Origin of the sequence: Flavobacterium laiguense (assembly GCF_003097655.1) — a bacterium.
In the GTDB taxonomy this organism is placed as follows: Bacteria; Bacteroidota; Bacteroidia; order Flavobacteriales; family Flavobacteriaceae; genus Flavobacterium; species Flavobacterium laiguense.
On the sequence record NZ_QCZH01000021.1, the window covers coordinates 1 to 11,813 of the forward strand.

Genomic DNA, 11,813 nt, shown 5'->3' on the forward strand with positions numbered 1-11,813 from the left:
AGGTGGTCATTTTGAATTGGAATCAGGTGCTCACTTTAAATTGGAATTGGGTGGTCAATATCACCGGAATTTGCAGTTACTTCTTGACTAGCTGATATATAACCTGAATATGGAGATTTCTTTTTAGGGTCAATACCTTTATATAAATATCTTCCATAACAAGTAGCCATGGTTACATATAATTTATTACAAGTATTAACATTAATAACTCTAAATAAATCTGATAACACCTCCCAAGTTATAGTTGAGTTGTTTTTTAGAATTAATCCTTGTAAATTATCCAGACCATGTATTTCCAAATGTATAACTACACCTCCTTGCATATAAGAAGAGTTAACACCATAGTACTTTAATACTTCTATTAAAGCTTCTTTATCTTCAACATTGTGAAAAGAATGTGACATTTTAATATCTTGTGCCTGTACATATTCAATTTGCATTTTAATGGTATCATTATAAAGCTCTTCACCTGTTTTTTTATCACCATCAAACAAACTTTGTATAACAACTATGTGTTTTATATCTCCAACCATATTTAATGTATTAATTATATTTTGTACTTATATATATTAAATAATTTACATAGTTATATAAAATATCTATAATCATATTCAATCTTTTCTTTGTTTTCAATCAATTTACCAATTCTGGCAATATCATTTGAAGATGATATAGTTGCTGGTAATTGTGAGTACATGTTTAACGAATTCCAATTCATTTTTGTCAATCCTAAAATTTCATTAGCTATTTGCTCCAGACTACCTGTTCCGTGATGCTTAATAATTTTTAATGGTTTTGGAATATACCTGCCTCCTGGATAAAAATTAAACTTTGGATTGTTTACAGATGGAATTACACCGTGCGCCCATAATAATGCTTCGCTTGCATTTAATTGAATACAAGTCCCCCTAGATACTGAATAGCCATCTATTTCGGTCTTTCCATCTTTTATTTTACTTGAAACGTATTTTATGTCGTCTTCGAAATTAATCTCAACCAAATCAACAGATTCAATATTAATATTATCATGGAGGCTATCTAGAATTCCCTTTTTTTCTTCATCTGTAAAAAAAGTTCTTTTATGGATTACTACTCTTTTCGGTATTTCATTCATTGATTCATAAAAGAGATTAATTACACTTTTACCAAACTCATAAGCATCATCGTAGCCTAAATGAGGTTTTTTGTGCCTCCATTGAATTTTATCATTGCTAATCTTCGATAATTTATATTTTAGACCTTCGCCTGTAGAACTATAAATATGACTACATCCTAAAATTATATGTCCTTTATCTTCTTTCTTCGAATCAATACTATAACCAATTCCTGCAAAAGCTGTAGTTTTATCTGTATTGCTTAATATCCAAGGAGTTCTGAAAGATTTAACAAAATAAGATAATGATAGCCACCAATTTATTTGACAACTTTGTTTTAAATCTTTAATTGTTTTTTCTCTAATAAATTGAGAAGTGACCCTTTTTTCTACGCAAAATGCTTTTACATAATCATGTAAGTCATATGACTCTCCATCTTCATGGAAACTTGTGAAATTTTCCCATCTCTGAGGAATATAAATTATTATGACTTTTTGATTTCCAGTAGCACTCAGACTAGTAATTTTATCACAAATATTTCGTTTAATTTCATTTATATTCTCCTTAAATTTATCGCTAATTGGTTCAGATATATTCTCCCAATCTGAAGAAGTTGGTTCAGGTATATTAAGGCTTAAGCCATAAGTATTATAAAAACCTTTAAAATCAATAATATAATCTTCTTTTTTACTGAATTTTGATATTTCTTGATTCTGTTTTGATAGAAATTCAAATAAAATTTTAGAATCTTGCTCAGGAGCTATTACTCCTAGTTTTATTGTTGTATCAAGGAATGTATTTAAACTTGTTTCAAATGGTTTATTGGTTATTAGCCCCCTCATTGGATGAGTATCGGAAGTATGATTATTACCATGTTTTGTTGAAAACAATAGAGAAGCTTCTTTAAATTGAACACCTCTTAGCTTAATATACTTAAGAGGAACATTATGAGTATTTGAATATTTGTTATTTAAGTCACATATATTTGTAAATATTGGGATTTTGCCAATTGAAAAATTAAATCCACTTGCCGAATTTATTGGAAAATCATATCTGTCTTTAGTAAGTAATAGTTTGCTCCATTTTTTTATGTAATCGTTGTAACTGTTGTTCCATATTTTTTTATAAAATTCAATTCCAATTTGCTGTACTATGCTTTTATCAACACTATCTTTTTCTAGAGCGAAGCTTGGGTTTAATGTAAGATAAAACTCTTTATCTATCTTTTCTAACGATAATGTAACTGCACTATAAACCTTTTCATTTGCTATAATTCGAGACTCCTCTGACCATATTTTATCCCTATAGTTTGTATTTAAACCTTCAGATGATGATAAAATTTTACAAATTGAAGATAACATAAGTGAATTTATACCTGAATGATGAATTCTTGTGTCAGTTAATGGCTTTCTTACAATATCTCCAGAAAGCATATCTTTAAACGCTTCTTTAATGGATTCTAAAGTTCCAAATGTCCAAATTTTATTTTCATATGGTATTGCAGAAATATCATTCCTTTTTAAAGCAATATTATTCACAGCTTCCCATGGCTTTTCTTTAAAAATTGCATCAAAAACAAATACCTCTTCTGGAAATTTTATAGGGAAGAAGTTGCTTTTAAGAACTTTATTTACACGTTCTAGTTTTAAGTCAAAAGGAGTAAATGTTTCATTTACAATGTTATTTGATTGTTGAATAGAGCTAAGTTCTTGTTTTAAGTTGTTATTACCTTCAATTACAAGCTTTGTAATATTAAGCATTGTAGAATCAAAACCATCGGTAGGAATATAGAATGCTTGTCTATTATTATTTTTAGCATGTTGAATTAAGTCAGAAACCTCTTGACTGTTATTATTGTGATAACCACACCAAAATAACATTCCTCCTCCTTTTTTTGAGTAAGCATCTTTTAAAGCATTCATCAATGAAGTATCACGTCCACTATATCCAACTACAATCAAATGTTTGTCTCCCAAGTATTCTATTAGTTTTTGCCTAAATGTTTCATCTTGAAACTGTAATTCTTCATCTGTATTTTTTAAATCACCGTATTTAAAATCGCCATGTAATTTTATGATTGGTAATTCATTTCTATTTTGTGTTCTTTGATTAATTCGTTTTACCGTATCTAAGGTAATTTCAATTCCTTGTACACCACCTAAAACACAAGAATTCATTACTAAATCATCTAAATTGGTTGTCCAAACAGAATCTAATAAACCATTTTTAACTAATAATGGAATAGTTCGATACCCAATCGAGGGTTTTATATTTGAACATATTTTTTGAAAATATTGACTACGATTTTTTTCTATTGGAAAACACTTTTTTGCATAAAATGAATATTCTTCCTTACTATCCCTTTCTACATAACTTCCTTGATTATCTAACCAAGATTGTATAGTATTTTGAACCTTTGGGTTTCTGAAATTATTTATCCAATCATTGGTTGAAGAATTGTTAGATTTATATATTGTTCCTTTCCAATCCCAAATACAATCATTTGCAGAAGGAATTCCAGATGTAATTGAGCTACCTGCTCCTAATAAAAGTGTGTAAGTATCATTTTTGCTTATTGCGACTGACCTTAAAAATTCATCAAATTGTAATTGGTTCATGTAGTTTTTTTCTAATGGTTTGGTGTGTTGAACAATTCGATGGCTTTATTATATTTGTAGAATAGTTCCTTTAAATTTTATAAAACCAGATTGTAAAGTTTTGAATTTAGTCATCCAAATAATAATTTATTCAAAAACTAATTTCTCAAATCTAAGAAAAAAAAAGATGAGAATTCATGTGTAATAAAAATAGATTCAATCATTATGTTAGCAATTAATTTAATTACATTTTTACAATATAATACTCTGTTTTTAAATCAGCTTGTCATCTATCTTAATCTATTTTTTTCATAATTTCGATAATTCGCAAACATTCATTCATTAAACCTTTGTCCTTAATCTGTGCTGTTGTATATGGCTTTACTGATGAAAGACTAGTTTGAAGTCTGTCAACTTCTCTTCCAGATTGCTTTTTTGTGGATGCTCCAGTTGGATGGTCTGTAGTGGTTCTGATTTTATTTGACAACTCTTTTTTTCTTTTATCCTGTTTTGTCCAATTCTTAGCAAACACAATAATTCTATCCAATATCTCAATTTTTTCTTTGTCATCGTTATTGTTTAATGAATGATGATTTGAAAATGAATTAAGCTTAGCTAATTGCGATTTTGTTGCTTTTTCCAAGGCTATATACCTCAACGCTTCATCAAAGCCCTCTGGCTTTTTATCTTTTAAAACATAAATAGCGACGTTCTTTTTAAGTTGGTCTAGTACACTTGGTGGTATCGTAATTAAATCATTTTGTTCCATATTCTTCTTTGATTATAAATATCTGTAAAGATGGATTTAATTCATTTTTTTAAACTGAAAAAATTCCAAAAAAAAATTTTTGACACTTTTGGATTCTAAGAAGTGATTTTGGAAAATCAGGAAAAATAATAATATTTTAAAATGTTGAATTAAACATTATTTTGTGTTTGAACACCTCATCATAGGTGTACATTTTAGAAGAGGTGCTTATAAAGTGGAGTCATGGATTCTCTGGAGAATTTCATCAGTATAAAAAATTGAATTTTTATTTAAAATTTTCTTATATTTTGTAATCTGTATCGTTAAAAATTGAAATTGTAAAATAATGGTTTATTTTGCCTATTAGTTAGGGGCATCAATTCCTTTAAAGAAATCTTCTAAGCTAATTTTCAGCACTCTACATATTTTAATTAATGTTTTTAGTTCAAAGTTAGCTCCACTTTCTAATCGCCAATAGGCGGAACGACTCATACCTAATTCAAAGGCAATATGCTCGTAGTTAGAATATCCTTTAGCTTTTCTTAATTCTTTTAATCGTTCAGCTATTACTTTTAGTTCTTCTGAACAGTTTATTTGGTCTGAGTTTTCCATAAACCAAATTTCATTATTTTGTTTTTTTTAAGGTACTCTATAATGTAGTACACTATATAATAGAATTTTTTCTGTATTTTTGTCAGGATTTTAAACCAATTAAAAAACATTAAAATGAAACAAGCCTTGAAAATCATAGGAATTATGTCGTTTGCCGTATTTCTATTTGTAGCAATTGTACTGACAAAATTTAAAAACCATGTTGATGATGAGTACGATAATGACCATCCAAAAACACAAAACATTGAAGAATTAAAAGCATGGGCGCAGAAAGAAATCGTTCAAGATTATTGCGAAAGATATGCGAAGGTCAAAAATATCAATAATGAAACTAATCAACAACGAGAACTAAGTCGTGTTGAGAATAGCAGATTTGCATATGTACCGCAAAAAATTCGCAATGTAATTGAAGAAAACGATTTACCTGATAGTTATGCTGATGAATTATATCATTACGTAGATGACGAAATAAATAAATGTCAATAAGAAATTCAAAGAGTGTATTACTAAATTAAATCAAATTTTATGAAAAAAAATCTATTAATTGCATCGGTAGTTTTATTAACCATGTCAATGTTTATCGGGTGTTCAAGTGATTCAAATGATTCAAATGGCGATGCCAACAATTCCTCAAAATCGTCATTAAGCTTTACACTAAATAATGCACAATACGAGCATGACTCTGCAATTTCAGAAATGTATTGGGAAAAAAGTACTACTACAACTACGAGTGCCAATGAGTTTAAAATAGTTACATCACCAAAAATAAAAGGGGTTGCTTGTGATTTTTTAGAAATACTTGTCTTGAGAATTAGAACAACTGATAATGTATTAATTGCAAATAAAACTTATGATTTATACACAGATAACATGGGTGCTTATTTACCGCTAAATGACCCAGCTCTCTGTTATAAAGAGGTAAATTTATGGAGCAAAAGTGGAACATCAGGTAAAGTAAAAATAACAAGTTTTGACGGAACGATTTTAAAAGGAGAATTTAGTATAAGTAATTTAACCAATGACGGTGGATTTCCATTAGGTTATTGTAACGGCACTAAAATAGTTGAGAAAATATTCAATATTACAAATGGTACATTTACGGCACTTCCGTAAATTTTTTAGTACTGATAGAAAAAGCCATAGAATTCTATGGCTTTTCTATTTTTACAAATGTCTTATTTCCCTAGAAATGGCGATTTTACACATGTAGTTTATGCTACACTACCCTAATAATTCATTATACTTTATTAACTTATCAATTTTCTATTCAGCATAACTTTTTTCACCTTAATAATAGTAGCTGAGCTTGCTCCTGTAATTTCCGTAATCTCACGAATGGTTAAACCTTTTTGCAATTTCTTCATTACTGTTTGGTGTCGTTCCAATAGTTTTTCATCACTTTGAACGGCTCCAATTTTTCTACCAGAGAATTTTCCAAGAGCTTGAGCAATTTTTATCCCTTCCATAGAACGGGTTTTTATCTGATTACGGCTCATCTCTCCAATTGAACCCATTACTGAAATCACAAGATTAGCCATTGGGTTTTCTTCACCATTATCCAAGAATGTTGAAAATCCTTCTTTAAGTGATTTCAAATTGATGTGATTTTTTTTAAAGACAGATATTGTATTTAAAATATCAAGTAAATTTCTGCCTAAACGGTCGGTTGAATCCACTACTACAGTACATCTTTCAAATTGATTTGTGATTTCATCAAACATTTTAACTGCTTCTGGTCTTTCCATAAATGGAACATTTCCTTGAATCCTTTCAACAAACAATCTAGAAGTATCAAATCCCTCATGCGATTTAAATGATTCGATTTGTCTAGCAGAATTTTGAAGGACAGTTGATGTGCGAGAATAAAAATAGTATTTCATAATATTAGGTATTTAGGTTGAATTTTGTTTTAGTTTTAGAGTCCGAATTGTTTTAAAACATTATAATCGGTTTTGTTGGGTTTTCACTTTCAACTTCCGTTTTAGAAAAGAACCATGGTCTAATTCTAAAACGGACAAGTCAAAAAAAGGAATTACCTTCCTTCAATCCAATCTATAACCTCAACTAGCATATCACAATAAGCTCCCTCGACTTTTTTTACTTCTTCACGATTTTTGTTGATGAATATTATCGTGTAATCATCAACCCAACGAAGACAAACTTTAACCCATCCTTTGTGAACTAAACCATTAACTTGAAAAGTTAATCCACCTTCAAATTCTTTGCTTTCGCTGATTGCTGAAAAGTTTTTAGCTCCCCAAGCCATTAAAGCACTTCTATCAGCATATTTAATTTGTTCTAAAATTGTTTGAGCTATTTCCATTGTTCTTGATGTAGTTTCCATGTTTTTCTTTTTTCAGTTTAGTCTAAAGCTCCAAAGCTTCTAATATATTTTTCTGTTGTACTGTAATTGAAAAAACTTTCAAATTGTATAGCAGTAACTGTTTCTGTTTTGATTAATTCAGTAAGGGCTTTAATTGATTTTGCTCCAACAATACCAGCTTTAGTCCAAACTTGATTGATACGAAAATCATTCCCTTTGTTCTCTTCTTCTAAGATTGCATTACCAAACTCTTTCAAATTAAAATAAGGTCTGTAACCATTTTTAGTAACTAACTGAAGAGTTAAACCTTTTAGGTTTTCTTTGATGTCTTTAATTTCAGATTTAAATTCAGTTGCTTTCATAAATCAAGTGTTACTTTATTAATACAATACAAAGTAAAGCATTGTTTTATTTAAAAACAAGTTTTGTTTGATTTATTTTAAAAAAAGTTAAGTGACACTTTATTTATTTGTATATTTGTAAAAAATATAAAAATGGAAATTCTACGATTAAAGGAATTGATGATTCAAAAAGGAATGAGCCGTGAAGATTTGGCAAATAAAGTTGGGGTGTCAATGACCACCATAAGCAATATTAATTCAGAGAAAAATCTGCCAACAATACATTTATTATTGCAAATAGCTGAAACTTTAAACGTGGACATAAGGGAAATGTTTGTACCAACAAAGGGTACAGCCATTTCACAATTGGAAGTAGAAGAAGTTAAAGACTTTTTAAAAAGGAGTCTTAAAATATTAGAATTTGAAAAATAAAAAGTTGTAATAAACTAAATCTATTTTAATTTTATACAACGATTCTAAGAATAATTTATTCTTTTTTGGGTGGATTGTATTTTTCTCCTTTTTCCCATGCCTTACCAATTTCTTTGTAATTTGGAAAGTCATTTGGAATATCCTTTGTCCAATTTTCAATGAATTTTGGATTATTACTATTTGGTCTCGGATTTGCCGTATTCATTTTTGCTTGAACAGGTGTTCTTACAGCATCTCCCATGATTACTACATGTTGTTGGGGTAAAATTGGTAGTTGCTGTAGTATGTCTTCATTTGCGGCTGAAACAAGTTGTCTCACATATTTTTGGTCTTCTGGATTTTGAAGTCTATGGATTATAAATGAATTACATTGTGATAAAACGGTTTTTGACAATTCAGATGGACGTTGGCTTGAAACAAGAAGTGAAATTCCATATTTACGCCCTTCTCTAGCTATACGCTCAAAAACTTTTTTTGCAATTGATTCTTTATCACCTCGATTTTTTTCAGGAATATAGTTTTGTGCTTCCTCAAGTGCTATAACCATAGGCAACTTACCTCTATCACTTTCAGGAAACCGAGAAACAAAATCCAAAATTAGTCGTCCTATTAGACCTGTAATAGTTTCTAAAACTTCATAAGGTAATAAAGACATGTCAATTATTGTTATTTGGCTTGGTATATTAGGTAGATTTTCTAGTTTATCAATAGTGTCATCATAGTATTTTGTGAATAAGTCTGTATCTCCAGATTGATAAACTTTACAAAAGTCACCAAGAATAAATGAAATAAACTTAGCTAGTGCATCCATAATTTCTTCAGGCTGATTAAGAAGTAGTGGTTGAGATATTCTTTCATCTCCTAAATATGATTGTAGTCTTAATCTTAACGTTGAAACAAACTCTCTTAATCTATTTCCAGAGCTTTCTTGTTCAAGAATTGCTTCGTCAAAAAATCTAGTAATTAAATCACTAAAATTAAAATAAATAGGTAAGTCAATATTTCTGTCTTCTATAATTTCCAAATCTCTTAATGAAATATTATATCCTATTAATTGATTTCTTAATATTTCAGAAGAATAGTGTAAAATAACTGAACTTACATTACCATTTACATATTGCCCATTTTCTTTAAGATTTATTTTTTCTGCCAATAAATTACTTAAAGCTTTTGAAATTTGGGTTTTATCAAAATCCGTATCAAGAGAATTAATTTCAATAAGAAATTGTTCAAGTTCTCTATAAATTGTCCCTTTTATTTTAAAATTATTTTCGTCACATTCAACAATAATAGATTCTATTTTTGAAATAAACGTTTGAGGTATCATTTTTTTAACTGTAGCAACCCTTTGATTTTTAGCTAGACCTAAAGCTCTCTTAAAAACAGGTGCTTGTGTTCCTGAAGTTGGTTCAAAAAGATAATCGAAATCTGCAAAATTCATAAACCAAAAAGGGACTTTCATTCCCTCTTTATCAATATGAAACGCATTTACTTCATTCACATTTTTATATGGATTTTCTGGAGTTCCTTGAAATGCTTGTTTGTATTCCCCGTTGGTATCAAAAATAATTATGTGAGCATTTTTCAGTTTCTTACCATTATATTCAAATTCAAAGAGACTTTGGATAATGGAAGCAAAAGTACAAGATTTTCCAGAACCTGTATTCCCAAGTATTGCAACGTGCTTTCCAAAAAACTTATCAGGATTAATCTTTATTTTGTAGTCTGAAAAGGAAGGCGATGTCCCAATTGGCAAATAATAATCTTCGTCAAAATCAATTGTAGATTTCTCTTTTTGGTCAAAAATATTATCTAAATCCTCTCTGGTAACATACCAAACTGGATTATCAAGAATTGGATAATTATAAACACCTTGGATATATTTTCCACTATTTTCAATTGTTCCAATCATCGTAGCTACTAAATACCTCGCAGATTTTGTTAAAAATATTGCTTCTTTGTTTTTTCCAAGTTCAGTTTCGTCAATTGCTCTAACACTAGTAACCATCGCAACAATTCTATCTGCTCCAATTGGAATAATTACATAGGAATTAATTCTTGCAACTTCATAAATATCTTCAAATCCACTCTTAAATAAACTTTTCAAGTCATCATCTAATCGAATATAAGCTCTAAAACTGTCTACAGAAATTACTTTTCCAATACTTCTTTCACTCATTATTTAGTTTATTTAGCTGGTTCTTCAATTATTGGTTTAGTACTCAATAACTGGTTTAATGTATTAGCTACTCTTTCGTTACTGTCAATATTATTGAAATTTGGCATCAAAGTATCAGAAAAAGTCAAAAAATCACCAAAAAATTCACCCTCTAGAATTATGATTCTAGGGTCATTTAATTCTTTTAAGTTGTTAATATACTCATTTCTTGTTCCTTGAAAATCAATAACAATAAGTGTAAATGTGGGATTTGATAAAGCTTGATATATAATATCATTAAAATGCTCATCTCCAAATGAATACCCAACTGTTATAAGAACTGATTGTGATTGAGTTATTGTAGAAGCAAATTGTCTAAATAATTCTGAATATGGCAAATCAAGAGTATATGATTTTTTTACTGCTGAAGGATATATTATTATCTCTCCTTTTTTCTTTAGTAATTCAATTGATTCTAGTGATTTTTCTTCAATTCCGTATAGATTGTTAGCATCTCTTTGTCCTGAATTAACCCAAGATAAAGAACCATGTAATTTAAAATATCTCACTACCTTTTCAATTCTTTGTACCTTACCTGAAGTTGTTGAACCTGGATAAAAAATATCATATTCAAAAGTTTCAGGTTTGAAAAATCGTTTGTGAAAACCAGTAAAACCATCAATATAATGCACACCTAATTTATCAAAAGCATATTCAAAAGCCAAATCATAGTTTGCAGTAAAAATATTTGCTCTTCTTAAATTCAATGGTCTTTGGAGTAAAGTCTTAACGAATTTTTCATGAAAAATATATTTAGTATGAGTTTCTAAAAGTATTCCTTGCTCTCTATCTTTTTCAAATTGACTAGCCTTTTTTCTATCTATAACAAATTGTGATACTTTTCTGTTTTCTAAATCACAAACATTGAATAATCCTTCTTTAATAGCTGTTATTAATTCTGAATAATTATCAGTTCTTGGTTTACTTTTATCTTCATTAAGAATATACTCAAAAGCAATTAGATAATTTAAAACCTTTTCATATTCTATTACTATTTCATTAGACTCAATATCACGAACAATATCATTTTCAATTTTAAATTTCCATTTTCTTTCATCTTCAAAAGTCTGAGTGTCTTCAATTAAATTGGCTTTTCCGAATGATAAAAATTCACCTTGTAATTGTTTGATTATAAAAATAAAAGATTGATAGATTCCTTCAACAGTTTTTTCTTGTTCATAGATATATGTTTCAACCTCTAAAGGAAAATTACGTATTGCTACAGCTCCTAAATGAATGGAAGTGCCTGAACCAAAAAGAAAACTTACATTATCCAACTCAAGGTAATTTTTGAGCATTAATCTTATTTTTTCAATGATTTTATTTTGGTCGTGGTTATCTACAATCCAATCTACTAATTTATCAGTATTACCAAAGAATATTTTATTTTTTGTTGGGTCAAAATGTGTCATTAAATTTTGTTTAATATTGTTATTGATTTTTTTAAC

The 11,813-nt window shown here is 28.8% G+C and carries 12 protein-coding genes; 3 read left to right on the forward strand and 9 right to left on the reverse strand.

All coding sequences use genetic code 11. From position 1 onward, the window contains the following. Positions 1-35 precede the first annotated feature (35 nt). The 4 genes from DB891_RS14380 to DB891_RS14395 all read right to left on the reverse strand — a co-directional run bounded on the left by DB891_RS14380 (position 36) and on the right by DB891_RS14395 (position 5,051). Positions 36-533 carry a hypothetical protein gene (locus tag DB891_RS14380; RefSeq protein ID WP_116764280.1) on the reverse strand — a complete coding sequence of 166 codons (498 nt, stop codon included), beginning with the start codon at positions 531-533 and terminating at the stop codon, positions 36-38. Between the two features lie 53 nt (positions 534-586). Next, positions 587-3,712: an SIR2 family protein gene (locus tag DB891_RS14385; RefSeq protein WP_116764281.1), complete on the reverse strand. Its 3,126-nt coding sequence runs from the start codon at positions 3,710-3,712 to the stop codon at positions 587-589. Between the two features lie 274 nt (positions 3,713-3,986). Next, positions 3,987-4,460, reverse strand: coding sequence for a hypothetical protein (locus DB891_RS14390; protein WP_116764282.1), 474 nt, complete (start codon positions 4,458-4,460; stop codon positions 3,987-3,989). A gap of 342 nt (positions 4,461-4,802) precedes the next feature. Next, positions 4,803-5,051: a helix-turn-helix domain-containing protein gene (locus DB891_RS14395; RefSeq protein ID WP_116764283.1), complete on the reverse strand. Its 249-nt coding sequence runs from the start codon at positions 5,049-5,051 to the stop codon at positions 4,803-4,805. A 114-nt stretch (positions 5,052-5,165) separates the two neighbouring features. Here DB891_RS14395 and DB891_RS14400 point away from each other — a divergent pair, with 114 nt between their 5' ends. After that, positions 5,166-5,537 (forward strand): hypothetical protein, encoded by a 372-nt coding sequence (locus DB891_RS14400; protein ID WP_189337155.1) that lies wholly within the window; start codon positions 5,166-5,168, stop codon positions 5,535-5,537. 39 nt (positions 5,538-5,576) lie between these two features. Beyond that, complete coding sequence (locus tag DB891_RS14405) at positions 5,577-6,164, forward strand: hypothetical protein (RefSeq protein WP_124019523.1); 588 nt, start codon at positions 5,577-5,579, stop codon at positions 6,162-6,164. A 134-nt stretch (positions 6,165-6,298) separates the two neighbouring features. On the opposite strand, the gene DB891_RS14410 is transcribed toward DB891_RS14405, so the two are convergent. From DB891_RS14410 to DB891_RS14420, 3 genes are all read right to left on the reverse strand, one after another. Then, positions 6,299-6,931, reverse strand: coding sequence for a recombinase family protein (locus DB891_RS14410; protein WP_116764285.1), 633 nt, complete (start codon positions 6,929-6,931; stop codon positions 6,299-6,301). Positions 6,932-7,083: 152 nt separating this feature from the next. Continuing rightward, the gene (locus DB891_RS14415) at positions 7,084-7,395 is read right to left on the reverse strand and encodes a hypothetical protein (RefSeq protein WP_116764286.1); all 312 of its coding nucleotides are present in this window, start codon (positions 7,393-7,395) and stop codon (positions 7,084-7,086) included. A gap of 17 nt (positions 7,396-7,412) precedes the next feature. Next, positions 7,413-7,736 (reverse strand): hypothetical protein, encoded by a 324-nt coding sequence (locus DB891_RS14420; RefSeq protein ID WP_116764287.1) that lies wholly within the window; start codon positions 7,734-7,736, stop codon positions 7,413-7,415. Positions 7,737-7,868: 132 nt separating this feature from the next. Between DB891_RS14420 and DB891_RS14425 the strand changes: the two genes are divergently transcribed. Further along, a complete protein-coding gene (locus tag DB891_RS14425; protein ID WP_116764288.1) occupies positions 7,869-8,147 on the forward strand; it encodes a helix-turn-helix transcriptional regulator in 279 nt (92 codons plus the stop codon). A 55-nt stretch (positions 8,148-8,202) separates the two neighbouring features. On the opposite strand, the gene DB891_RS14430 is transcribed toward DB891_RS14425, so the two are convergent. Both DB891_RS14430 and DB891_RS14435 read right to left on the reverse strand, forming a co-directional pair. After that, positions 8,203-10,326: an ATP-binding protein gene (locus DB891_RS14430; RefSeq protein WP_116764289.1), complete on the reverse strand. Its 2,124-nt coding sequence runs from the start codon at positions 10,324-10,326 to the stop codon at positions 8,203-8,205. An 8-nt stretch (positions 10,327-10,334) separates the two neighbouring features. Then, positions 10,335-11,777, reverse strand: coding sequence for an SIR2 family protein (locus tag DB891_RS14435; protein ID WP_223256116.1), 1,443 nt, complete (start codon positions 11,775-11,777; stop codon positions 10,335-10,337). Positions 11,778-11,813 lie beyond the last annotated feature (36 nt).

What these genes read in the sequence shown, in the direction of transcription:
- DB891_RS14390 (WP_116764282.1), bottom strand. Translation starts at nt 4,460, where the DNA reads ATGGAACAAAATGATTTAATTACGATACCACCAAGTGTACTAGACCAA.
- DB891_RS14430 (WP_116764289.1), bottom strand. Translation starts at nt 10,326, where the DNA reads ATGAGTGAAAGAAGTATTGGAAAAGTAATTTCTGTAGACAGTTTTAGA.
- DB891_RS14425 (WP_116764288.1), top strand. Translation starts at nt 7,869, where the DNA reads ATGGAAATTCTACGATTAAAGGAATTGATGATTCAAAAAGGAATGAGC.
- DB891_RS14385 (WP_116764281.1), bottom strand. Translation starts at nt 3,712, where the DNA reads ATGAACCAATTACAATTTGATGAATTTTTAAGGTCAGTCGCAATAAGC.
- DB891_RS14415 (WP_116764286.1), bottom strand. Translation starts at nt 7,395, where the DNA reads ATGGAAACTACATCAAGAACAATGGAAATAGCTCAAACAATTTTAGAA.
- DB891_RS14410 (WP_116764285.1), bottom strand. Translation starts at nt 6,931, where the DNA reads ATGAAATACTATTTTTATTCTCGCACATCAACTGTCCTTCAAAATTCT.
- DB891_RS14400 (WP_189337155.1), top strand. Translation starts at nt 5,166, where the DNA reads ATGAAACAAGCCTTGAAAATCATAGGAATTATGTCGTTTGCCGTATTT.
- DB891_RS14435 (WP_223256116.1), bottom strand. Translation starts at nt 11,777, where the DNA reads ATGACACATTTTGACCCAACAAAAAATAAAATATTCTTTGGTAATACT.
- DB891_RS14405 (WP_124019523.1), top strand. Translation starts at nt 5,577, where the DNA reads ATGAAAAAAAATCTATTAATTGCATCGGTAGTTTTATTAACCATGTCA.
- DB891_RS14395 (WP_116764283.1), bottom strand. Translation starts at nt 5,051, where the DNA reads ATGGAAAACTCAGACCAAATAAACTGTTCAGAAGAACTAAAAGTAATA.
- DB891_RS14420 (WP_116764287.1), bottom strand. Translation starts at nt 7,736, where the DNA reads ATGAAAGCAACTGAATTTAAATCTGAAATTAAAGACATCAAAGAAAAC.
- DB891_RS14380 (WP_116764280.1), bottom strand. Translation starts at nt 533, where the DNA reads ATGGTTGGAGATATAAAACACATAGTTGTTATACAAAGTTTGTTTGAT.